This is a genomic window from Flavobacterium jejuense, from assembly GCF_006491595.2.
GTDB lineage: Bacteria > Bacteroidota > Bacteroidia > Flavobacteriales > Flavobacteriaceae > Flavobacterium > Flavobacterium jejuense.
Genome location: NZ_VEVQ02000003.1, coordinates 111,561 through 134,859 on the forward strand (window position 1 = coordinate 111,561; position 23,299 = coordinate 134,859).

Consider the following 23,299-nt stretch of genomic DNA (forward strand, 5'->3'; position numbering starts at 1 on the left):
TGAAGTTATTCTTAATCTATTTAAAGAAAGAATCTACAAATTCAAACTTATTAAACACCTGTAAATCTTCAATACCTTCTCCAACTCCAATGTATTTTACTGGGATCTTAAATTGATCAGAAATACCAATAACAACTCCACCTTTTGCAGTCCCATCTAATTTAGTTACAGCCAAACTAGTCACCTCAGTAGCTGCTGTAAATTGTTTTGCTTGTTCGAATGCATTTTGCCCTGTTGAACCATCTAAGACCAACATAACATCATGAGGAGCATCATCTACTACTTTTTGCATGACACGTTTCACTTTCGTTAATTCATTCATTAAGTTTACTTTATTATGCAAACGACCAGCAGTATCAATGATTACAACATCAGCATTTTGAGATACAGCTGATTGTAAAGTATCAAAAGCTACAGAAGCAGGATCACTTCCCATTTGCTGACGAACGATTGGAATATCAACTCTATCAGCCCAAATTTGCAATTGATCTATTGCAGCAGCTCTAAAAGTATCAGCAGCACCTAAAACGACACTATATCCAGCTTTTTTAAATTGATTAGCCAATTTTCCAATGGTAGTTGTTTTACCAACACCATTAACACCAACTACCATAATCACATAAGGTTTTTTACTTTCAGGAATTACAAAATCTGTTTCATTACCTGTATTATTCTCTGCTAATAATCCAGCGATTTCTTCTCTTAAAATTTTATTTAATTCATCAGTTCCAAGATATTTGTCAACAGCTACCCTTTCTTCAATTCTTTTAATAATTTTTAAAGTAGTATCTACACCAACATCAGATGAAACTAAAATTTCCTCTAGGTTATCCAGCACCTCATCATCTACATTGGATTTTCCTGCAACGGCTTTGGTTAATTTTGAAAAGAAAGTTGTTTTTGTCTTTTCTAAACCTTTATCTAAAGTTTCCTTTTTTTCTGAAGAAAAAATTCTTTTAAAAAAACTCATATTATTTTAGTTACTATTTATTAGCAAATGTAAAAATAAAAAAGCTACTTTCAAATGAAAGTAGCTTTTCTATATAATTGAAAAAAAAGAATTATTTCTTTTTTAAGAATTCATCAACTAGTTCAGGAGCCATAACTGATTCTACGAATGTGTAAGCACCTGTTTTAGGAGACTTAACCATTTTAATAGCTTTGGTTAATCTCTTTGAAGAAGTTTGTAAAGTTGCTACGGTTTTCTTTGCCATGACTTATATTATTTAATTTCTTTATGAACTGTTACTTTTTTCAAGATTGGATTAAATTTTTTAATCTCTAATCTATCTGGAGTATTTTTTTTGTTTTTAGTAGTAATGTAACGAGAAGTTCCTGCTACACCAGACGCTTTGTGCTCTGTACACTCTAAAATAACTTGGATTCTATTGCCTTTCTTTGCCATCTTGATATATTATTAAGGATTCTTGGAATTAATTATTTAATCATTCCGTCTGCTTTTGCTTTTTTAAGAACAGCAGCAATACCATTTTTATTGATTGTCTTTAATGCAGATGTAGAAACCTTTAAGGTTACCCATCTATCTTCTTCAGCAATATAAAAACGCTTTTTAAATAAATTAACAGAGAATTTTCTCTTAGTTTTATTCATAGCGTGAGAAACATTGTTCCCTACCATTGCTCTTTTACCTGTAAGTTCACAAACTCTTGACATTATTTATACTCTTTATTTCGTTATTCAAAATCAGGGTGCAAAGAAACAAAATTGAATCCAATTACACAACAATCTTTTATTAATTTTTCAAAATTTCTTTATAAAGTAATTCGAACGCTTTATTTACTGCTCTTCCAATCACCTTTTCACGAGGTTGACCAAAATTAAATTGCTCACAATAAACCTCTTTAGGAGTTGCAAGCGCAATGTAAACCGTACCTGTTTTAGCATCAGAATCCCCTTTATTTGGCCCTGCATTTCCTGTTGTCGCTATGGCATAATCGGTATGAAATAATTTCTGAGATTGCAAAGCCATATTTTTAGCAACTTCTTCACTTACTACTGAAAAATTAGTAATCAAACTTTCATCAACACCTAATATTTTTATTTTAGCTTCGGTAGCATAACTTACTATACTTCCTTTAAAATAAGAAGAAGCTCCTGAAATTGATGTTATAACTTCTGCCATTTTACCTCCTGTACAACTTTCTGCTAATGATAACGTTACTTCTCTTTCCTTTAAAAGCTTTCCAACTACAATTTCAATAGACTCATCTTCATCAATACCTATAATTATTTCCCCTATCAACCTATACAATTCTTTAATTTGAATTTCTAAAGCTTCTAACAAATCCTTTTCGTTTTCTCCTCTCGCCGTTAATCTTAACCTTACTCTACCTGGGGCTGGCAAATAAGCTAACTTTATATACTTTGGTAAATTATCTTCCCAATCTTCTATTTGCTCTGCTATTAAGCTTTCACCTCTTCCATAAGTCATAATCGTTTTATGAACAATATATGGTCTTTTAAATCGCTGAATCAATTGAGGAACAACCTCGTGATCGACAAGGTATTTCATCTCATATGGCACTCCTGGCAAGGAAACAAAAACAGTATTTTCCTTTTCCATCCACATTCCTGGAGCCGTACCCATTTTATTAAACAGAATCTTTGCTTTTGAAGGAACTAAAGCTTGCTCTTTATTAATTTGTGAAATTGGTCGTCTGTAAAAACTTTCAATCAAATCTCTTACATGTTCTAAGACAGAAGTATTTTCAACTAATTCATCTTCAAAATAATCACAGAATGTTTTTTTAGTAATATCATCTTTTGTTGGGCCTAAACCACCAGTCATAATTACAACATCTACCTTATTTTGAAAATAAAAAAGTGTATTTAAAATATGTTGTTTATCATCAGAAATAGAAATCATTTCATGAGTTGCAATTCCTATTTTGTCTAATGCTTTTGCAATGTATGATGAATTCGTATCTATTATTTGACCAATGAGAATTTCATCCCCAATGGTAACAATTGCAGCTTTCATAAAATATTTAGGTTATATTTTGAAATCCTTCTTCAATTCTTTGATTGCTAAATCTACTCTATCTTTAAGAGATTTATAGACTTCTTTAACATCTTTCTTTTTACCTTCAGATTTTGCCCATGTCATAACCTGAATATTTTCATCATAAGCCATATCCATTCCTAATAAATCTAAAGATGGTTTAATCTTATGTGCTGCAGCATAAGTTCTAGAATAATCTTTTTCTTCAATACCTATCTTTATAGACTTTATCTCATCAGGTACTTCCTGTAAAAAAAGATTCACAATTTGAAGTGCAAACTCAACATCGTTCTCGGAAATCTCATACACTTTAGATAAATTGTACTGTAATGCCATATTATTTTATTTAACTTGAATCTTGAACATTTGATTATTTTCTACAAACCCTTCTAAAACATCTCCTGCTGATACAGAAGCTACTCCTTTTGGTGTTCCAGTAAAGATTACATCACCTTTTTTTAGAGTGAAAAATTGAGAAACATAAGCTATTATCTCATCAATTTTCCAGAGCATTAATGAAGAGTTTCCAGTTTGAACAACAACCCCATTACTTCTTAACTCAAAGTTAATATTTTCTAATGATGAAAACGATTTTTTCGGTAAAAAGCCTCCAATAATCGCTGAATGGTCAAATGCCTTTGCTTTTTCCCATGGCAACCCTTTTGCTTTTAACTCATTTTGCAAATCTCTTGCCGTAAAATCGATTCCTAAGCCAATTTCTTCATAATAATTAGAAGCAAATTTTGGATTAATATACTTTCCAACCTTACATATCTTAACTAAGATTTCTACTTCATGATGTACATCATTACTAAAATCTGGAATATAAAAAGGAGTTTTCTTTGGCAAAACTGCAGTTTCTGGTTTTAAAAAGATAACTGGCTCTGTTGGTTTTTCATTATTTAATTCAGAAATATGGTCCACATAATTACGACCTATGCAAATTATTTTCATTCTTTTAATTGTTGGATCAGTTGAAATAATTAACTAATTACACACTACTAGTCACTTATTTAGTATTTAACTTTCTAAGTTTAATTGCTGTTAAAACTTTTTTAGTATATAAGGGAAAATCTGCGTTTTGCAACCAACTAAAATAACCAGGTTCTTTATCTAAAACTTCTTCCACTAAAATACCTTTATGCTTTCCAAAAGAGAACACTTCTTTCCCTTCTTTATTTAAAATAATAAAACCAGCAAAATCGACCGATTTTTTTCGAGTAGTATATTCAGACAAGACTTTCATATCATTTTCTAAATCTTCGTATCTATCTAATTGAGCCTTTAATATTTCATAAGTTGCCATCGTATCTGCTTCAGCGCTGTGTGCATTTTCTAAGCTTTCGTTACAATAGAATTTATAAGCAGCACTTAAGGTACGTTCTTCTTTTTTATGAAATATAGTTTGTATATCAACTGAAACCCTGTTTTTCATATCAAAATCTACTCCTGCTCTTAACATCTCTTCGGCCAATAAAGGAATATCAAATCGATCTGAATTAAAACCGGCTAAATCAGAATCTTTTATCATATTATATACGTGAGAAGCTAATTCGCTAAAAGTAGGTTCATTAGCAACTTTCTCATTTGTAATTCCATGCACAGCTGTCGTTTGAGAAGGAATAGGAATAGTAGGATTCACTAACCAAGTTTTACTTTCTTTATTACCATTTGGATAAACTTTAAATACTGATATTTCTACTATTCTATCTCTTGCAACATCAATTCCAGTAGTTTCTAGATCAAAAAAGCAAATAGGTCTATTGAGTTTTAATTCCATTGTTTGTTTTATTTGTTTGCAAAGATAAAATATAAAAAATAAAAAAACCGACAAGCTTTTTCAAACTTGTCGGGTAAATAAAAAATTTATTTATTAAATGTCTCTATTTATATCCCAAGCTTCTAAATACTCAGCCACTCTTTTTACAAAACTTCCTCCAAGTGCTCCATCTACTACTCTGTGATCATAAGAATGAGATAAAAACATTTTTTGACGAATACCAATAAAATCTCCTTCTGGAGTTTCTATAACAGCAGGTACTTTTCTAATAGCTCCTAGTGCTAAAATTCCGACTTGAGGTTGGTTTATGATTGGTGTACCAAAAACAGATCCAAAAGTTCCTACATTCGTAACTGTGTAAGTTCCTCCTTGGGTATCGTCTGGTTTTAATTTTCCCGTTCTTGCTCTATTCGCTAAATCATTAACTGTTTTAGCCATCCCTACTAGATTCAGTTGATCAGCATTTTTAATTACAGGAACAATTAAATTTCCGTTTGGCAAAGCTGCAGCCATTCCTAAATTTATATTTTTCTTCTTTATGATATAATCACCGTCTACAGAAATATTCATTCCAGGAAAATCTTTTAATGCTTTAGCAACAACTTCCATAAAAATAGGAGTAAAAGTCAATTTCTCACCTTCTCTTTTTTCAAAAGGTCCTTTTACTTTATCTCGCCATTTTACAATATTAGTAACATCAACTTCAATAAAAGATTGCACGTGTGCAGAAGTTTGCACAGACTCAATCATGTATTTTGAAATTAACTTACGCATTCTGTCCATTTCAACAATTTCATCACCACCATTAACAGAAACTGGAGCTACTGTAGCTACTTGTTTTGACGAAGCAATTGGAGCTGCCTTTTGCGTTTCCACTACAGTCTTTTGTTCTACAACAGGATTAGCAGTAACTCTATTTTTTATATAATTTAAAATATCATCTTTATTGATACGACCATGCTTTCCAGAGCCTTCTAAAACTTCCAACTCTTCTAAAGAAACTCCTTCTTCTTTTGCAATATTTCTTACTAAAGGAGAGAAAAACTTATCTGAATCAGAATAATCAGCAACTATTGTTTGAGAAGTACCTGCTGTTTCCTTCGCAGCTTGAACTGTTTCCTCTACTACTATAGCCGTTTCCTCTACATTTTGTTCCTGAGTACTAATTTCAACCTCACCCTCTGTTTCAATAATTGCAATTGTTTGCCCAACTTGGACTACATCGTCTACATTAAAAAGTATTTCAACAAGTGTTCCTGCAACTTCAGAAGGCACCTCACTATCTACTTTATCAGTAGCTATTTCAAGGACTGCCTCATCCATTTCAATTTTTTCTCCAACCTTCTTTAACCAGTTAGTTACTGTTGCTTCAGCAACACTTTCTCCCATTTTAGGTAATTTCAATTCAAACTTTGCCATATTTCTAAACTAAAGTTGTTTTTCTGTATTTGTTTTGCAAAAATAATAAAAATAAGATGTATTTATCAAGAATTTAATATTATTTTAAAGCAATATAACTTCCCCCTCTATCGTTTGAACTATAACTACCAATCATAAAGTTCGAGGAAGGAAAAAAATTCTTGTAAGTAATATTTTTACTCTTATTTAATTGCATAAAATTAATAATTTCTTGGTAACTGAAATCATCCACATCAAATATAATTTCAACATTCTTACCTTTCATAACTTTAAACAACTCTAATGAAGTCAAATAGCTTACTGGTTTACCCAATTGTAAATTCATTTTTTTTTTGGTAAAGACAACATAACTATCAATTTTTACAATAATTTCTTTTTGTTGATGTTTTTTTAAAAGTGCAAAAAACAAACTACCAAATTGCATCATTACATCAAAAAAGAAAGATTTTTTAAAATGCTTCTTATAAAAAAACTGCATGGCTTCACTAAAACGCTTCATATAAGTACCATCTCTTACTGTACTTTCTCCTTTATAATGAATCACAGTTGTTTCATGATGATAATAATTTTGAAAACCTTTTTGAAGTACCATATAACTCAAATCAATATCATCAGAATACATAAAACACTCTTCATCAAATCCACCCAATTCTAAATAAAGACTTTTTTTCATCATCATAAAAGCACCAACAAGAATATCTACCTTTCCAGATTCGTTTTCAGTAATATGTTGTGCATAATATTGGTTAAACCAACTTATTTTTGAAAAAAACTTATATAACCCAAAAATCTTTGTAAAAGCAACCCAAGGAGTTGGAACACCTCTTTTACTTTCTGGTAAAAAATTCCCTGTTCCATCAATAAGTTTACAACCTATTATTCCAGTGTTCTTTTGCCAATTTTCAGTTTTCAGTATTTTTGTAAATGTATCTTCTGAAACAACCGTATCTGGATTTAAAATACATATATATTCTCCTTTTGCTTCTGCTACACCTATATTATTTCCTTTTGGGAAACCCAAGTTTTGATTATTTTCAATCAATTTTACATTTGGAAATCGAGTCTTCATCATTTCACAACTATCATCTGATGAATTATTATCTATCACAATAACCTCTCCATCAATAGTTTCCAAAGCTTTCTGAACACTACTCACGCATTGCTCTAAGAAATAGCGGACATTATAATTAAGTATAATTACTGACAATTGCATGTTGCGAATATAACTATTCTTACAAACTTTTAAAAAACTATTATTTATTGATTAGGCTTAATTAAAAAAAGGCAATATCTTCGGGGAGAAAATAAAATCTATTTAAAAAATGAAAACTTTATTAAAAATTCTAATTCTATTTTTAACATTTTCCGCTTTTTCACAAGAAGAGATAAAAGCCAATTTTGACAAAAAAGAAGTCTACATTACTATGCGAGATGGAGTAAAATTATTTACTGCTATTTACATCCCAAAAGACATTTCAAAAGACAACAAATATCCTTTTTTAATGCAACGAACGTGTTATAGTATTGCTCCATATGGTGAAGATAATTTTAAAAAATCTTTAGGACCAAATTCCTTTTTACTAAAAGATAAATATATTTTTGTTTACCAAGATGTTAGAGGAAGATATATGAGTGAAGGTACATTTACTAATATGACTCCTCAAGTAGAACATTCAGGAAAGAATAATATTGATGAAAGTACAGATACTTATGATACTATTGATTGGTTAGTGAAAAACATCAAGAACAACAATGGGAAAGCAGGTCAATACGGAACTTCTTATCCTGGTTTTTATACTGCTGTTGGCACATTAGCTAATCATCCTGCTTTAGTAGCTTCTTCCCCACAAGCACCTATTTCCGATTTCTTTTTTGATGATTTTCATCACAATGGTGCTTTTTTAATGGGTTATTTCAAAACATTTCCTGTTTTTGGAGTACAAAAAGCAAAAGCAGAAGACAAAGCTTGGTACATGGATCAATATATTAGACCAACTTCAAAAGACGGTTCTATTTTTTATAATGAAATAGGTACTGTTAAAGAAGCAACCGATAAATATTACAAAGACAACTTTTTTATGCAAGAAGTTGTAACACATCCTAATTATGATGATTTCTGGCAAAAAAGAAACTTATTACCTCATTTAAAAGGAATTAATCATGCTGTAATGACTGTAGGTGGTTGGTTTGATGCAGAAGACCTATCAGGCCCTTTAAACATCTATAAAACGATTGAAAAAACAAGTCCAAAAGCAAAAAACACTATTGTAATGGGACCATTTTCTCATGGAGGTTGGGCTCGTGAAACTGGAAAACATTATCACAATGACATTTACTTTGGAGACAGCATTGCTACTTTTTATCAAAAAAATATTGAATATAAATTCTTCAATCATTATTTAAAAGGAGATACAAAAACGACTGTAGCTTTACCAGAAGCTTATATGTACAACACTGGTGAAAAAGAGTGGAATGAATTTGCTAATTGGCCTCCAAAAAATGCAACCAAACTTAATTTTTATTTGAATTCGAATGGAAAATTGGAAACAGATAAATCAGATAAAACTGCTTATAGCGAATACTACAGTGATCCAAACAATCCTGTTCCAAGTAGCATGAATTATGCAGATTTTAATGGTTTTACACCAAGAAACTACATGAGTGAAGATCAGCGTTTTGCTCTTAGTCGTCCAGATGTAGTCACTTTTACCACTGATTATTTAGCGGAAGATATCACTTTGGCAGGAGAAATAATGGCAAAATTAAAAATCGCCTCTTCTTCAACTGATGCAGATTTTGTGGTAAAACTAATTGATATTTATCCGCTTGACGAACCAGAAAACAAAGATAAACCTAATGTAATTTATGCAAATTACCATCAAATGGTACGTAGTGAAATTATGCCAGCTCGTTTTAGAAACGGCTTTGAAAAACCAGAAGCTTTAACTCCAAATATAACTACAGCAGTAGACTTTAGATTGCAAGATGTTTTACATACTTTCAAAAAAGGACACAAAATTCAAATTCAAATTCAAAGCACTTGGTATCCTTTGATGATGATCAATCCACAGAAATTTTTAGAAAATCCTTATTTAGCCAATAAAGAAGATTATACAAAAGCTTTTATAAAAATTTTCAATGATAGTTTTATTGAAGTGGAAATAATCAAATAAAACTAAATGAGAAAGCTGTCTAAAATAGATAGCTTTTTTTATTTATAAAAGTTTATTTATTATATCTCTATTTAATTTCGAAAACTTTTAAATTTTAAACTTTAAAGCTGAAACAAAAAAATTACTTTTGCATTTTCAAAACAATTGGCTGATGATGCCATTGAATAATTGACACATTACTTTTATGAATTACCTTTCAGTAGAAAATATATCTAAAGCTTACGGAGAACGCGTTTTATTTGACAACGTTTCTTTTGGAATTAATAAAGACCAAAAAATAGCTTTTATTGCTAAAAATGGTTCTGGAAAAACCACCATCATGAACATGATTACGGGTTCAGATGAACCAGATACAGGTCAAATTGTACTTCGTAAAGGGATAAATATGGCATTTTTGTCTCAAAACAATAATTTACAAGACGAATTAACTATTGAGGAAAGTATTTTTGCTTCTGACAATGACACGTTGAAAGTTATCGAAGCGTATGAAAAAGCATTAGAAAATCCAGAAGATGAAGAACTATACCAAAGAGCTTTTGATGACATGGATCGTTACAATGCTTGGGATTTTGAAACGCAATACAAACAAATCTTATCCAAATTAAAACTAGAAGATTTAAAACTTAAAGTAAAAAATCTTTCAGGTGGACAAAAAAAACGTTTATCCTTAGCCATTATATTAATCAATCGCCCTGATCTATTAATTCTAGATGAGCCAACCAATCACTTAGACTTAGAAATGATTGAATGGTTAGAAGATTACTTTGCCAAAGAAAACATCACCTTATTCATGGTAACGCACGATCGTTTCTTTTTAGAACGCGTTTGTAATGAAATTATAGAATTAGACAACAATAAAGTATACCAATACAAAGGAAATTATTCCTACTATTTAGAGAAAAAAGAAGAACGAATTGCTTCTGAAAATGCTAGTGTAGACAAAGCACAAAACTTATTTGTAAAAGAATTAGCTTGGATGCGTCGTCAACCAAAAGCAAGAACTACCAAATCCAAATCGCGTCAGGATGATTTCTACAAAATCAAAGAAAAAGCAGAAAGTCGCAGAAAAGAAAATGTGGTCGAATTAGAAATCAACATGGAAAGAATGGGTAGCAAAATCATTGAAATGGTTAAGGTTACTAAAAAATTTCCTGAAAAAACAATCCTTGATGAATTCTCGTATTCTTTTCAACGTGGAGAACGCATAGGAATTATTGGTAAAAACGGTACAGGAAAATCCACTTTTTTAAATATCCTTACACAAACAATGCCTCCAGATTCTGGAAAAGTAATTATTGGAGATACTATCAAGATTGGGTATTATACGCAAAGCGGTATCAATCCTAAACCTGGTCAAAAAGTAATTGACATTATTAAAGAATATGGTGAATACATTCCATTAACCAAAGGAAGAATCATTTCAGCTTCCCAATTATTAGAACGTTTCTTATTTGATGCTAAAAAACAATATGATTTTGTAGAAAAATTAAGTGGTGGTGAATTAAAACGTTTATATTTATGTACGGTTTTAATTCAAAATCCGAATTTCTTAATTCTTGATGAGCCAACAAACGATTTAGATATTGTTACTCTAAATGTACTAGAAAGTTTCTTATTAGATTATCCTGGTTGTTTATTAGTGGTAAGTCACGATAGATATTTCATGGATAAAATTGTAGATCACTTATTCGTTTTTAGAGGCGAAGGAAAAGTGGAAGATTTTCCAGGAAATTATTCTGATTTTAGAAGTTATGAAGATTCAGCAGAACCAAAAGAACTCAATAGTGTGAGTACAGAAAAAGTAAATTGGAAAGAAAAAAACACTACTTCAACTGGCTTATCTTTTAACGAACAAAAAGAATTCAATAAAATTGAACGCGAAATAAAAGATTTAGAGTTCGAAAAAGCTAAAATTGAAAAAGAATTCGCTGACGGAAAAGTAACAGATGACAAAATAGAAGCCAAAGCAAACGAACTTCAGAAAGTTATTCAATCTCTAGAGCAAAAAGAAGAACGTTGGTTTGAACTTTCTTCAAAAATAGAAGAATAAAAAATATTTATTTAAACAAAATAAGCTCAATATTTACAATTATACTTAAATATTGAGCTTATTTTTATTTTTAGCAAACTAAAGTTTACCAGAAAGACTATTTTTATACTTATTAAGTAAAGCTTTTGTCATACCTAAATTTGATTTTGTAGAATCAACAGCTAAATAAATAAAATATTGATTATCATCAGAAACATCAACAATATGAAGCTGACTAGTCAATGTAATCATTATATTATCAATACTTTGGTTAAGATTTAGAGCTTCAATAGCTTTAAGTTTAGCTTTCACAACCTCAAGATTGTATGCAGCAGCTAATTCAGGATCGAAGTCTGCCAATACAGAGTCTGAATAATAAGAAATTCCACTTTTGATTTCTGTAACTGCAACAGCAATATATCCAGAAACATTCTTTTTCAATTCTTCTCCAAATTGGCTCAAAAAGTCCGACATAATTTTGATTTTTATTTAATTAATTAATTTTTAAATTTGCTTTAATGAACAATTATTCATTTTTTTGAACAAATGTAAATTATTTTGAACAGTGTACAAATTTTAATCAACAATAGTAATGGATAATTTTAACGAAGTAGGTATTCGCTTTTATAAATACCTTAAAAAAAAGGGTTTAGGAGTAAACGACACTGCTAAAATTTTAGGATTATCCGGTAGTCAAATTAGCAATGTTAAAAATGGAAAAGTTTTTGGCACGGATAAAATGTACAAAATATTGAATGAATTTAAAGATTTAGATGCAAATTGGTTATTCAGAGGAATTTCAAATGAAATGCCAGATATTGACATTAATCATCTAGATTACATGATTGAATTACAAAAAGAAAGAATAATAGATTTAAAAAAAGAAAACGCTGTATTAAAGAGAGAAATAAGAGAACTAAAAGAAAAAAAATAAGCTTTACTACCTTTTTGACAATTCTTTTTTTTTGCAAAAAAACACTTAATAGAGTTTTTGTATCTTCGCTACCATTTTTAAAAATCCATATGTAATAAAATGGTCTTTCAAATAAAATCATACTTTAAATTTCTTCTAAATTCCAAAAATGAACATGGAGTTCATTCTCCTTTTATCTATGATTTAGTTACCAAATGTTTCCACAACAAAACCAATTACCCTGAATATAGTATTCTAAAAAGCTACAGAAAAACCCTTTTAGAAAATAAAAACACTATCGAAGTAACCGATTTTGGAGCTGGTTCAAGAGTTTTTAAATCAAATACGAGACAAATTTCAAAGATTGCCAAAACAGCTGGGATCTCTCCAAAAAATGCCAAATTACTTTTTAGAATTGTCACTTATTTTCAACCCAAAAACATTTTAGAAATTGGAACTTCATTAGGACTTGCAACTTCTTCTCTGTCATTAGGCGCTAAAAATTCAAAAATAACAACTTTAGAAGGTTGTCCAAACACTTTGTCTGTTGCAAAAAATCATCTAAAAAATTCAACAATAAAAACCGAAAACATTGAATTTATAACTACCGAATTCATACAATACCTTTCAACCTACAACACACAACCTACAACTTACAACTTCATCTACTTCGACGGCAACCATTCTAAAAAAGCAACTTTAGCCTATTTCGAATTACTTTTACCAACCACAAATAACGAAACTGTTTGGATATTCGACGACATTCATTGGTCAAAAGATATGGAAGAAGCATGGGAAATCATTAAAAACCATCCAAAAGTAAAAGTAACTATTGATACTTTTCAATGGGGAATTGTATTTTTTAGACAAGAGCAAATCAAAGAGCATTTCATTATCAACCCAAATCCGACACTTAGTTCCATACTTTTTAAAAAAATTAGAATCTAACTGTAACAAATTGGTTAGTTTCTCTACTTATGGTTAGTTAAGAATTCAACTTTTCAGAATTCTAAATTCTAAATTCTAAATTGAAATGGCACAACCAATTATTGATATTAAAGGGATTACAAGAGATTTTCCATTAGGAGACGAAATTATTAACGTTCTAAAAGGGATTGATTTAGTGATTAATAAAGGTGAATATGTAGCCTTAATGGGACCTTCAGGCTCTGGAAAATCTACCTTAATGAATCTTTTAGGTTGTCTAGACACTCCAACTTCAGGAACTTATATTTTAAATGGAAAAATAGTAAGTCAAATGCATGATGATGAATTGGCCGAAATTCGTAATAAAGAAATTGGTTTCGTTTTTCAAACCTTCAATTTAATGCCAAGAACTACGGCTCTAGATAATGTAGCTTTACCAATGGTTTATGCTGGTTTTTCAAAATCAGAAAGAAATGAAAGAGCTACTGAGGTTTTAACTCAAGTAGGTCTTGCTGATAGAATGGATCACAAACCCAACCAACTTTCAGGAGGGCAACGTCAACGTGTAGCTGTTGGTCGTGCATTGGTAAACAAACCAGCAATCATTCTTGCCGATGAGCCAACTGGAAACTTAGATAGTAAAACATCCGTAGAAATTATGGGACTTTTTAACGAAATCCACGCAAATGGAAATACCGTTATTTTAGTAACTCACGAAGAAGACATTGCAGCGTATGCTCACCGAGTGATTCGTCTAAGAGATGGACTCATTGAAAGCGATACTATGAATACTAATATTCACATCCATGAAAAAATCTAAACTACTACTAGCTTTCGGGATTCTTACTTGTAGCATTTCTCAAATAATTTCTCGCTATTTAAACACTGATGACTCGATCAAAGGACTTATAATGGGTTTTGGAATTGGACTTTTAATTATTGGAATACTTCAACTGAAAAGAACTTCAAAAATATAATATCGTATTAGAAGCAAATGGCTAGTGTTTTATCGGCTATCCTTATTCCTGCTGTACATTCTATTTTTCAAAACCTTGCAGGTTTTAAAAAGATGCCATTCCCATCAGGGCTAATGGGCTTTCCATTTTTTCTTTTGTTAGTAAGTCAGTATCTTTGAAACACAAAACAAAATCAATGACAAAAATTGCTTTACTGGCTTGTGAAAAATTTCCAAATTTAACACCATCTGATCGATTATTAATTCCAGCATTAGCGAAGCATAACATTCAAGCTAAAGCTGAAATATGGGACAATCCTTCAGTTGATTGGACAACCTATGATTATTTAATTTTCAGAAATACTTGGGATTATTATGAAAAAGAAAAAGAGTTCAATCTTTGGCTAACCCAAATTGAAAAATTAGGGATAAAAACACTAAACTCAATAGACACAATCCAACAAAATAAACACAAATTTTATTTAAAGGATTTACAAAAAAATGGGGTAACTATTATTCCAACACTTTTTCAAGAAAAAACCAATTCATTAGATTTAAAAGCTATCATTCCTGAACATTGGAAAAAAATTGTTATTAAACCTGCTTTTTCAGCTGGGTCCTATTTAACAGAAGTTTTCCAAGCTGATGAAATAGAGAGTATCAACTCAAAGTACCATTCAATCGCAGTTGAAAAAGAACTGTTGATTCAAGAATTCAAACCAGAAATCACCTCGATAGGGGAAACTTCCTTTATCTTTTTTAATAAACAATTTTCGCATTGTGTCAATAAAAAACCAGCTGCAAACGACTTTAGAATTCAAGTACAATATGGAGGAAAATATACTTTGATCCAACCATCTAAAGAACTCATTCAACAAGCACAAGAAATAATCAATCTATTTCCAGACAATTTACTTTATGTAAGAGTTGATGGAATCATAATCAACAATAAAATACATCTCATGGAAGTGGAATGCATCGAACCCGATTTGTATCTTAATTTAGCTCCAACATCTATTGAAAAATTCACAACTTCAATATTAGAATTAATTAAGTAAATTTGGCATGCAAGAAAACAAAATCTATATCATTACAAGTATTATAGGTATACTTTACCTTATTTTAAAACTAATAAAGAAAATATATCCTAATAATCTAAACCATAGAAAACAGTTTCAGATCACTAGTCAAAAGAATAAAAAAAAGAACCCTGAAGATTAGAATTTTCTAAATTCTAAATTCTAAATTCTAAACACACATGAAAGTTTACACAAAAACAGGAGACAAAGGAACGACATCACTTTTTGGAGGCACAAGAGTTCCAAAACACCACATAAGAATAGAAAGCTACGGAACTGTTGATGAATTAAATTCGCACATCGGTTTAATTCGAGATCAAGAAATCCATAAAGACTACAAAACCGTTTTAATAGAAATTCAAGACCGACTATTTACCGTGGGTGCTATTTTAGCTACACCACCAGAAAAAGAAACCCTAAAAAATGGTCAGCCTCGTTTACAACAGTTAGGAATTACAGAAAGTGATATTGAATATCTTGAAAAAGAAATCGATAGCATGGAAGAAAGCCTTCCTCCGATGACACATTTTGTTTTACCAGGTGGACATACAACTGTGTCATATTGTCATATTGCACGATGTGTTTGTCGTAGAGCAGAACGATTAGCTACCCATTTAAATGACATTGAACCCACAGATGAGTTTGTAATCAAGTACCTAAACCGACTTTCTGACTTCCTTTTTGTACTGGCACGAAAGTTGTCTTACGATCTGAAGGCTGAAGAAGTAAAATGGATACCTAGGAAGTAGTTTTTAGTATTCAGTCGTCAGTAAACAGTAGATAATTGACGTAATTAAGTAGTTTGTTTAACACCAATTACTAAACACTAGAAATGAAGCACTGAACACTAAAAAACACACGTTCTTATAAATATTAAAAAATAAATCAAAAAAAACTTGATTTTTTAAGTTAAAAAATTATTTTTGCATAAATTTAAATCGATAGAAAAATGTATTGGACATTAGAACTAGCATCTTATTTAAGTGATGCTCCTTGGCCTGCTACCAAAGACGAACTTATCGACTACGCAATTAGAACTGGTGCTCCGCTAGAAGTAGTAGAAAATTTGCAATCGATAGAAGACGAGGGAGAAATCTACGAATCTATGGAAGAAATTTGGCCAGATTATCCAACTGACGAAGATTATCTTTGGAACGAGGATGAATATTAAAAGATAAAATAACAACATTTAAAAAGTCTCTCATTGAGGCTTTTTTTTTGTAAATTTACACACCTATTTTTGAAAAAAAACAATAAACTATTATGAGTTTACTTAATTCTATACTGAAAGCTTTTGTTGGAGACAAGTCTGAAAAGGACGTAAAAGCCATACAACCACTTGTCAACAAAGTAAAAACTTTTGAAGCTGCTTTAACCTCTTTATCACATGATCAATTAAGAGCTAAAACAGTCGAATTCAAAGAAAAAATAAAAACAGCTCGGGCTGAAAAAGATAGTAAAATTGAAGCTTTAAAATTAGAAGCTGAAAATACTGTTGATATAGATGCAAGAGAAGATATTTATGTTGAAATTGATACTCTTGAAAAAGAAGCCTATGATATTTCGGAAAATATATTGAATGAGTTATTACCAGAAGCTTTTGCAGTTCTAAAAGAAACAGCTAAACGTTTTAAAGACAATACAACTATTTCTGTATCAGCTTCAGCAAAAGATAGAGAATTATCAGCGACAAAACCTTATATTACCATAGAAGGTGAAACCGCAAATTGGGCAAACTCATGGGATGCTGCTGGAAAAGCAATCACTTGGGATATGATTCACTATGATGTACAGTTAATTGGTGGAGTTGTTTTACATCAAGGTAAAATTGCTGAGATGCAAACAGGTGAGGGAAAAACATTGGTAGCTACATTACCATTATACCTAAATGCTTTAACTGGAAATGGAGTTCACTTGGTAACTGTTAATGATTATTTGGCAAGACGTGATAGTACGTGGAAAGCCCCTTTATTTGAATTTCATGGTTTAACAGTTGATTGTATTGATAATCACCAGCCAAATACTGCTGCTCGTAGAAAAGCCTACAATGCTGATATCACTTATGGAACAAATAACGAATTTGGTTTCGATTATTTGAGAGATAATATGGCTCATTCACCAGAAGATTTAGTACAAAGAAAACACAATTTTGCTATTGTAGATGAGGTCGATTCTGTTTTAGTTGATGATGCTCGTACACCATTAATTATTTCTGGCCCAGTTCCTCAAGGAGATCGTCATGAATTCAATGAATTAAAACCTAAAGTAGACAACTTAGTTTCTTTACAGCGTAAATTAGCCACAGAATGTCTTACAGAAGCTAAAAGATTAATTAAAGAAGGAAATACAAAAGAAGGTGGTTTTCAATTACTTCGTTCTTACAGAGCAATTCCTAGAAATAAGGCTTTAATTAAATTCTTATCTGAAGAAGGAATTAAACAATTACTGCAAAAGACAGAAAATCAATACATGGCAGATAACAATCGTGAAATGCCTAAAGTAGATGAAGCCTTATATTTTGTTATAGAAGAAAAAAACAATCAAGTTGAATTATCTGATAATGGAATAAAATTTCTTTCTCAAGACACTGATGAAAGTTTCTTCGTATTACCAGATATTGGTACAGAAATTGCCAAAATTGAAAAATTAAATTTATCAACAGAAGAAGAGGCTGAAAAAAGAGAAGATTTGTACAAAGATTTTTCTATAAAATCAGAACGTATTCATACTTTGACTCAATTATTGAAAGCTTATACTTTATTTGAAAAAGATACAGAATATGTAATCATGGATAATAAAGTAATGATTGTAGATGAGCAAACGGGTCGTATTATGGATGGTCGTCGCTATTCAGATGGTTTACACCAAGCAATCGAAGCAAAAGAAAATGTAAAAATTGAAGCTGCTACTCAAACTTTTGCTACTGTAACCTTACAGAATTATTTCCGTATGTACAATAAACTAGCAGGTATGACCGGTACTGCTGTTACAGAAGCAGGTGAGTTTTGGGAAATCTATAAATTAGATGTTGTTGAAATTCCAACAAACCGTCCTATTGCAAGAAAAGATAAAGAAGATTTAATATATAGAACAGTTCGTGAAAAATTCAATGCTGTTATTGAAGATGTTGTTGGATTATCACAAGCTGGTCGTCCTGTGTTAATTGGTACAACCTCTGTCGAAATTTCCGAATTATTAAGTCGAATGTTAAAAATTAGAAACATTCCTCATAATGTCTTAAATGCAAAAATGCATAAAAGCGAAGCAGAAATTGTAGCTGAAGCTGGAAAACCAGGAGTGGTAACTATAGCAACGAACATGGCTGGTCGTGGAACCGACATTAAATTATCTGATGAAGTTAAAAAAGCAGGTGGTTTAGCAATTGTAGGCACAGAACGTCATGATTCACGTCGTGTTGACCGTCAGTTACGTGGTCGTGCTGGTCGTCAAGGAGATGTAGGTAGTTCGCAATTCTATGTGTCTCTTGAAGATAACTTAATGCGTTTATTTGGATCTGAAAGAGTAGCCAAAGTAATGGATAGAATGGGCTTAAAAGAAGGAGAAGTAATCCAACATTCGATGATGACAAAATCTATCGAAAGAGCTCAGAAAAAAGTAGAAGAAAATAACTTTGGTGTTCGTAAACGTTTATTAGAATATGATGACGTAATGAATGCACAACGTGAGGTAGTTTACAAACGTCGTCGTCATGCCTTACAAGGTGAACGTTTAAAAGTAGATATTGCAAATATGATGTATGATACTTGTGAAGTCATCGTACAACAAAATAAAGGAGCTGGTGATTTTAAAAATTACGAATTTGAATTGATTCGCTATTTTTCAATAAGTTCGCCAATAACTGCAGCCGATTTCTCAAAGTTACAAGAACGCGATATCATTAGTACTACTTACAAAGCTGTATTAGAACATTATAATGAAAAATCAAGTAGAAATACAAAAGAAGCGTTCCCAATTATTAAAAATGTTTACGAAAACAATAACGGTCAATATGAAAGAATTGTTGTTCCTTTTACAGATGGAATAAAGTCCTTAAATATTGTTACGAATTTAGAAAAAGCGTATACTACTGAAGCTAAATCTTTAATTACCGATTTTGAAAAAAATGTTTCCCTTGCTATAATTGATGAAGCTTGGAAAAAACATTTACGCAAAATGGATGAATTAAAACAGTCTGTTCAATTAGCAGTACACGAACAAAAAGATCCTTTACTTATTTATAAATTTGAAGCTTTCAATTTATTCAAAAGAATGATGGATGAAGTGAATAAAGAAGTAATTTCATTCTTATTCAAGGCAGATTTACCTTCTCAAAATGAGAATGCTATTAGTGAAGCGAAAGAAGTAAGAAGAAAAGAAAATTATACAGAAACTAAAGAAGAAGTTTTAAATAGCGACGAGTTGGCTTCAAGAAACAGAGAAGCGGGTCAACAAACACAAAATCGTCCGCAAGTTACAGAAACTATTGTGCGAGAAACTCCAAAAATTAATCGTAATGATACTGTTACTATTAAACATGTGATGAGTGGAAAAACAGAAACGATGAAATTTAAAAAAGCAGAAAGTTTAATCGCTTCTGGTGAGTGGGTTTTAGCGCAGTAATTCTTTAAAACTTAGTTAAAATACATCCTCAACTCTAGTAAGAGTTGAGGATTTTTTTATCTTTGAGAAAATCATAAAATATGAAAATCAAAATAGCATTCTTAAGTATATTCTTTATTTGTACACTTTCTAGCATTGCACAAGATATTAAAAGTTTAAAAACAGAAGCTTTAAAATATCATAAAGCAAATGCTTCTATGGATTATGACGCTATTTTTGCAACTACTTATCCTAAAGTTTTTGAAATCATTCCAAAAGAATCCATGAAAGAAATGTTCAAACAAATGATGGATAATGAACAATTTTCAATTCAATTAGTAGAAATTGAACCACAATTTACTTTTGGTGAAATTAAAAAAATTGGCAATCAAAAATTTTGCTTAATCAACCAAAACAATCTTATGTTGATGAAATTCAAAACTCCAATGGAAGATGCTGAAGCCATGATAGAAATATTTAAAAAATCTATGGATGCTGAAAAAGTGGCTTTTAATAAAGCAAATAATGAATTTAAAATTGAGCATCGATCAACCTTTATAGGAGTTTCTGATGAATTAACTCAAAACAAATGGAAGTTTCTAAACAAAGACAAAGAAAATCAACTTTTTAATATGATTTTTGATGAAAACATAAAAACAGCATTAGGTTTATAATATGACAAACGAAATAACATATTCCACATTTTTCAAAACGGTTCAAGAAAGTATTTCAAATGGAACTTTTGCCAAATTAACATTAGCAAAAACCATTGGAAAACCAGAACTACAAAATATTTATATAAAACTTCTTCTAGAAGAAAATATTCTAAAATGTACTTTTACAAAAAAAATATATGATGGTGAAAAACACGAAGTAGTATCTATTCATGAAATAGAAAACTTAGAAGCTGAGTTAACACCCTACTTTACCAATCCCTTTTTCTCTGCTTTACTATTTACAACTGAAGCAGATATTACTATGAAAATCAATAAGAAAAAAGTAGCTAGTATTATAGAACAACCACCAACATTTAAAAATGCGGATATTGTTTTAGTAAATTACTTAAATCAATAAAAAAGTCCAACGAGTTGGACTTTTTTATTGATTTGTATTATTTTATTTTTAAAAGACTCTTACTAAATTGAATCCAAAGAAAATATCACCTTCGCTCCAATCACCAAAAGCATTTCCTAAATAACCAGTTTCATTCATCGCTTGCGCATTAGTAAAATGCAATTGAAATACGTGTCCACCAGTTTCAATATCAACCCCTAAAGACAAAGGATTTCTTGCTAAAGAACTTGAAGCTGTATTCAAATGAGCTGCATAATCCATCGTTATAGCCACTCTGTTTGAAATTTTATATCTTCCACCAGCTCCTATAGCAAACTGACTATTGTCTTGATCATCATTTACCACATAATTTTCATGAAAATACGTTGGTGCTAGTTCTAATGACAATTTTTCAGAAAACTTTCTAGAAACTAATAATTGAGTAGTATAATTTAATCTATTCTCAAAAGTTAATTTTGGCAACAAATCCTTATCTAATTCTGTATTGACTACAATACTACTAAACCCAACGATTGTAACTGGAAAGCCATTATCTTGTTGAGGCATTAATCTATACTTAACGGCACCCTCATATGATTTTTGAAATCCACTTCTTGAAGCATGAACCGTTAGCCAGTCTGTCAAACCATATAAAAATTTTATCTGAGTATTAGCATCGTCTAAACCAAAAAAAGTGTCTATTCCATTTTTAATAGACCCAAAACGATGAGAAACAATAAAATAAAAATCCCCTTTTGAGGCCAACTTAGTAGATTCTAAATTAACAATTTTCAATGATTTAAAAGCTGAAGTTACATTGGTTTGGGTAGAATCTGTATCAATTTCAGAAAACAAATCATCTTGAGAATACAGACAAAAAGGTAATAAAAAAGCGAATAATATTTTTTTCATAGGTAATTTTTAAAAAGCAAATTATTTAATTAGTGTTACTTGGTCCATTTTAAATTCTTCTAAAAGTTCATCATAACCAATAAACCTCCCTTTTATAGTAATCAATTGATTTTCTTTTATTTTAGCATCTATTTCATCTTTAAAAGTAGCAGACAAAACATTATCTATAATAATAGTACTTGAAGGAATATCAATAGCTGTTACATTTCCTGATACATCTATTGTTTTATCAAGATATTTTGCATTAGCAGTATTTTCATCTGATTTAAAGTCATTAGTCAAAGCTTCCACTTTTATAGAAAAACTAGCCTCTTCTGAACTAATATCTCTATGACTTTTATAGAGATAATTATATCCAAAAACAGCTATAGTAATTACTATAACTATAATAAAAATCCATTTATTTTTTTTCATATTCATTGTTGTTTTCAACAAAAATAGAATAAAATTTTTATCTGTATCATAAAAAAACTATTTTTACTACGATAAATTTCAAAAAAGCTATGAAAAAAAAATCCATTCTAACTTTATCCATGTTAGCATTACTTCTCTTCAGTTGCACTAATGATTCTGAGTCAGACTTAAGTGTTGTGCCAGATATACAAGTAGTCACATACAACAACTATGTAAAATCAGTAATAAGTGAAAATTGTTTGTTTTGTCATTCAAGTCCCCCACAAAATGGTGCTCCCATGCAATTAACCACATATGAAGATGTAAAAAATGCAGTTTTAAACAGAGGATTATTAGACCGTATTTCTAGAGCGCAAGGAGCCCAAGGAATGATGCCAAACGGTGGCACAAGGTTACCTCAAACTACAATAGATGCCATCAATAAATGGCAAGAAGATGGCTTACTAGAACAATAAATTCAAAACACTAATAATTATGAAAAAAATAATCACAATTTTCCTTTTAGTTGCAAGTTTTCTAAGTTTTTCTCAAGATAAAAAAGTCACAAAAACTGGAAAAATAACATTTGAAGCTTCTGTACCTTCATTTGAAGAAGTGAAAGCAACCAACGAAGGTGTCTCTTGTATTTTAAATACTAAAACTGGAGAAATTGCAGCTTTAGCACTTGTAAAAGGGTTTCGCTTTAAAGTAGCCTTAATGGAAGAACATTTTAATGAAAACTATATTGAAAGCGGAAAATATCCAAAAGCTATTTTTAAAGGTAAAGTTGAAAATTTTGATGTTTCTAAACTAACAGAGACACCACAAAAGTTTAACATAAATGGTACTTTAGAAATTCATGGTAAAACTAAAGAAATCTCATCAATAGCATTAATAAAAAAATCTGGAGGTAAAATAGAAATTGACACTGATTTTTCTGTTAAACCTGAAGATTTTGATATAAAAATCCCTAGTGTTGTTAGTAGTAAAGTAGCTAAAACAGTAGATGTAAAATGTCATTTTAGTCTATAAAAAAGTAAATAAT

27 protein-coding genes are annotated in these 23,299 nt (G+C 30.6%); 14 read left to right on the forward strand and 13 right to left on the reverse strand.

The window, feature by feature from the left end:
• Positions 1 to 16 precede the first annotated feature (16 nt).
• From ftsY to FIA58_RS05490, 10 genes are all read right to left on the reverse strand, one after another.
• Positions 17 to 970 (reverse strand): signal recognition particle-docking protein FtsY, encoded by a 954-nt coding sequence (gene ftsY / locus FIA58_RS05445; RefSeq protein WP_140960939.1) that lies wholly within the window; start codon positions 968 to 970, stop codon positions 17 to 19.
• A gap of 91 nt (positions 971 to 1,061) precedes the next feature.
• Positions 1,062 to 1,214 carry a DUF4295 domain-containing protein gene (locus FIA58_RS05450; protein WP_140960942.1) on the reverse strand — a complete coding sequence of 51 codons (153 nt, stop codon included), beginning with the start codon at positions 1,212 to 1,214 and terminating at the stop codon, positions 1,062 to 1,064.
• An 8-nt stretch (positions 1,215 to 1,222) separates the two neighbouring features.
• Complete coding sequence (gene rpmG, locus FIA58_RS05455) at positions 1,223 to 1,405, reverse strand: 50S ribosomal protein L33 (RefSeq protein WP_026714106.1); 183 nt, start codon at positions 1,403 to 1,405, stop codon at positions 1,223 to 1,225.
• A 32-nt stretch (positions 1,406 to 1,437) separates the two neighbouring features.
• The gene (gene rpmB / locus FIA58_RS05460; protein WP_140960944.1) at positions 1,438 to 1,674 is read right to left on the reverse strand and encodes a 50S ribosomal protein L28; all 237 of its coding nucleotides are present in this window, start codon (positions 1,672 to 1,674) and stop codon (positions 1,438 to 1,440) included.
• A gap of 79 nt (positions 1,675 to 1,753) precedes the next feature.
• The gene (locus FIA58_RS05465; RefSeq protein ID WP_140960947.1) at positions 1,754 to 3,001 is read right to left on the reverse strand and encodes a CinA family nicotinamide mononucleotide deamidase-related protein; all 1,248 of its coding nucleotides are present in this window, start codon (positions 2,999 to 3,001) and stop codon (positions 1,754 to 1,756) included.
• Between the two features lie 12 nt (positions 3,002 to 3,013).
• A complete protein-coding gene (locus tag FIA58_RS05470) occupies positions 3,014 to 3,358 on the reverse strand; it encodes an Hpt domain-containing protein (RefSeq protein WP_140960950.1) in 345 nt (114 codons plus the stop codon).
• 6 nt (positions 3,359 to 3,364) lie between these two features.
• Positions 3,365 to 3,976, reverse strand: coding sequence for a fumarylacetoacetate hydrolase family protein (locus FIA58_RS05475; protein WP_140960952.1), 612 nt, complete (start codon positions 3,974 to 3,976; stop codon positions 3,365 to 3,367).
• A gap of 55 nt (positions 3,977 to 4,031) precedes the next feature.
• A complete protein-coding gene (locus FIA58_RS05480; protein WP_140960955.1) occupies positions 4,032 to 4,802 on the reverse strand; it encodes a 3'-5' exonuclease in 771 nt (256 codons plus the stop codon).
• Between the two features lie 93 nt (positions 4,803 to 4,895).
• Positions 4,896 to 6,221 carry a dihydrolipoamide acetyltransferase family protein gene (locus FIA58_RS05485; RefSeq protein WP_140960957.1) on the reverse strand — a complete coding sequence of 442 codons (1,326 nt, stop codon included), beginning with the start codon at positions 6,219 to 6,221 and terminating at the stop codon, positions 4,896 to 4,898.
• A gap of 79 nt (positions 6,222 to 6,300) precedes the next feature.
• Entirely contained in the window at positions 6,301 to 7,434 is a 1,134-nt protein-coding gene (locus FIA58_RS05490) for a glycosyltransferase family 2 protein (protein ID WP_140960960.1), read from the reverse strand.
• 109 nt (positions 7,435 to 7,543) lie between these two features.
• Between FIA58_RS05490 and FIA58_RS05495 the strand changes: the two genes are divergently transcribed.
• Together FIA58_RS05495 and FIA58_RS05500 are read left to right on the forward strand one after the other, a co-directional pair.
• Positions 7,544 to 9,394: a CocE/NonD family hydrolase gene (locus tag FIA58_RS05495; RefSeq protein ID WP_140960963.1), complete on the forward strand. Its 1,851-nt coding sequence runs from the start codon at positions 7,544 to 7,546 to the stop codon at positions 9,392 to 9,394.
• Between the two features lie 184 nt (positions 9,395 to 9,578).
• A complete protein-coding gene (locus FIA58_RS05500; RefSeq protein WP_140960965.1) occupies positions 9,579 to 11,444 on the forward strand; it encodes an ABC-F family ATP-binding cassette domain-containing protein in 1,866 nt (621 codons plus the stop codon).
• A gap of 78 nt (positions 11,445 to 11,522) precedes the next feature.
• On the opposite strand, the gene FIA58_RS05505 is transcribed toward FIA58_RS05500, so the two are convergent.
• Positions 11,523 to 11,897 carry a hypothetical protein gene (locus tag FIA58_RS05505; protein ID WP_140960968.1) on the reverse strand — a complete coding sequence of 125 codons (375 nt, stop codon included), beginning with the start codon at positions 11,895 to 11,897 and terminating at the stop codon, positions 11,523 to 11,525.
• Positions 11,898 to 12,015: 118 nt separating this feature from the next.
• Here FIA58_RS05505 and FIA58_RS05510 point away from each other — a divergent pair, with 118 nt between their 5' ends.
• The 10 genes from FIA58_RS05510 (at position 12,016) to FIA58_RS05555 (ending at position 20,970) form a co-directional block, all read left to right on the forward strand.
• Positions 12,016 to 12,357, forward strand: coding sequence for a helix-turn-helix domain-containing protein (locus FIA58_RS05510; protein WP_140960971.1), 342 nt, complete (start codon positions 12,016 to 12,018; stop codon positions 12,355 to 12,357).
• A 99-nt stretch (positions 12,358 to 12,456) separates the two neighbouring features.
• Positions 12,457 to 13,284 (forward strand): O-methyltransferase, encoded by an 828-nt coding sequence (locus FIA58_RS05515; RefSeq protein WP_140960973.1) that lies wholly within the window; start codon positions 12,457 to 12,459, stop codon positions 13,282 to 13,284.
• A gap of 85 nt (positions 13,285 to 13,369) precedes the next feature.
• Positions 13,370 to 14,083, forward strand: a complete 714-nt coding sequence (locus FIA58_RS05520) for an ABC transporter ATP-binding protein (RefSeq protein ID WP_140960976.1) — start codon at positions 13,370 to 13,372, stop codon at positions 14,081 to 14,083.
• On the forward strand, positions 14,070 to 14,240 hold the full coding sequence (locus tag FIA58_RS05525) for a hypothetical protein (protein WP_165928856.1): 171 nt from the start codon (positions 14,070 to 14,072) through the stop codon (positions 14,238 to 14,240). The genes FIA58_RS05520 and FIA58_RS05525 overlap by 14 nt, the downstream gene beginning before the upstream one ends.
• A gap of 175 nt (positions 14,241 to 14,415) precedes the next feature.
• Positions 14,416 to 15,276 carry an ATP-grasp domain-containing protein gene (locus tag FIA58_RS05530; protein ID WP_140960979.1) on the forward strand — a complete coding sequence of 287 codons (861 nt, stop codon included), beginning with the start codon at positions 14,416 to 14,418 and terminating at the stop codon, positions 15,274 to 15,276.
• Positions 15,277 to 15,476: 200 nt separating this feature from the next.
• Positions 15,477 to 16,046, forward strand: a complete 570-nt coding sequence (locus tag FIA58_RS05535) for a cob(I)yrinic acid a,c-diamide adenosyltransferase (protein WP_140960981.1) — start codon at positions 15,477 to 15,479, stop codon at positions 16,044 to 16,046.
• A gap of 200 nt (positions 16,047 to 16,246) precedes the next feature.
• Positions 16,247 to 16,468, forward strand: a complete 222-nt coding sequence (locus tag FIA58_RS05540; RefSeq protein WP_002986941.1) for a DUF2795 domain-containing protein — start codon at positions 16,247 to 16,249, stop codon at positions 16,466 to 16,468.
• Between the two features lie 92 nt (positions 16,469 to 16,560).
• Positions 16,561 to 19,917: a preprotein translocase subunit SecA gene (gene secA, locus FIA58_RS05545; protein WP_140960984.1), complete on the forward strand. Its 3,357-nt coding sequence runs from the start codon at positions 16,561 to 16,563 to the stop codon at positions 19,915 to 19,917.
• A gap of 80 nt (positions 19,918 to 19,997) precedes the next feature.
• Complete coding sequence (locus FIA58_RS05550; protein ID WP_140960986.1) at positions 19,998 to 20,570, forward strand: hypothetical protein; 573 nt, start codon at positions 19,998 to 20,000, stop codon at positions 20,568 to 20,570.
• A gap of 1 nt (position 20,571) precedes the next feature.
• Positions 20,572 to 20,970 (forward strand): hypothetical protein, encoded by a 399-nt coding sequence (locus FIA58_RS05555; protein WP_140960989.1) that lies wholly within the window; start codon positions 20,572 to 20,574, stop codon positions 20,968 to 20,970.
• Positions 20,971 to 21,018: 48 nt separating this feature from the next.
• On the opposite strand, the gene FIA58_RS05560 is transcribed toward FIA58_RS05555, so the two are convergent.
• Positions 21,019 to 21,861, reverse strand: a complete 843-nt coding sequence (locus tag FIA58_RS05560; protein WP_140960991.1) for a DUF5777 family beta-barrel protein — start codon at positions 21,859 to 21,861, stop codon at positions 21,019 to 21,021.
• A 21-nt stretch (positions 21,862 to 21,882) separates the two neighbouring features.
• Positions 21,883 to 22,275 carry an OB-fold protein gene (locus tag FIA58_RS05565; protein ID WP_165928857.1) on the reverse strand — a complete coding sequence of 131 codons (393 nt, stop codon included), beginning with the start codon at positions 22,273 to 22,275 and terminating at the stop codon, positions 21,883 to 21,885.
• A gap of 89 nt (positions 22,276 to 22,364) precedes the next feature.
• Between FIA58_RS05565 and FIA58_RS05570 the strand changes: the two genes are divergently transcribed.
• The gene (locus FIA58_RS05570) at positions 22,365 to 22,730 is read left to right on the forward strand and encodes a hypothetical protein (protein WP_140960997.1); all 366 of its coding nucleotides are present in this window, start codon (positions 22,365 to 22,367) and stop codon (positions 22,728 to 22,730) included.
• Between the two features lie 19 nt (positions 22,731 to 22,749).
• The gene (locus tag FIA58_RS05575; RefSeq protein ID WP_140960999.1) at positions 22,750 to 23,286 is read left to right on the forward strand and encodes a YceI family protein; all 537 of its coding nucleotides are present in this window, start codon (positions 22,750 to 22,752) and stop codon (positions 23,284 to 23,286) included.
• Positions 23,287 to 23,299: the final 13 nt, after the last annotated feature.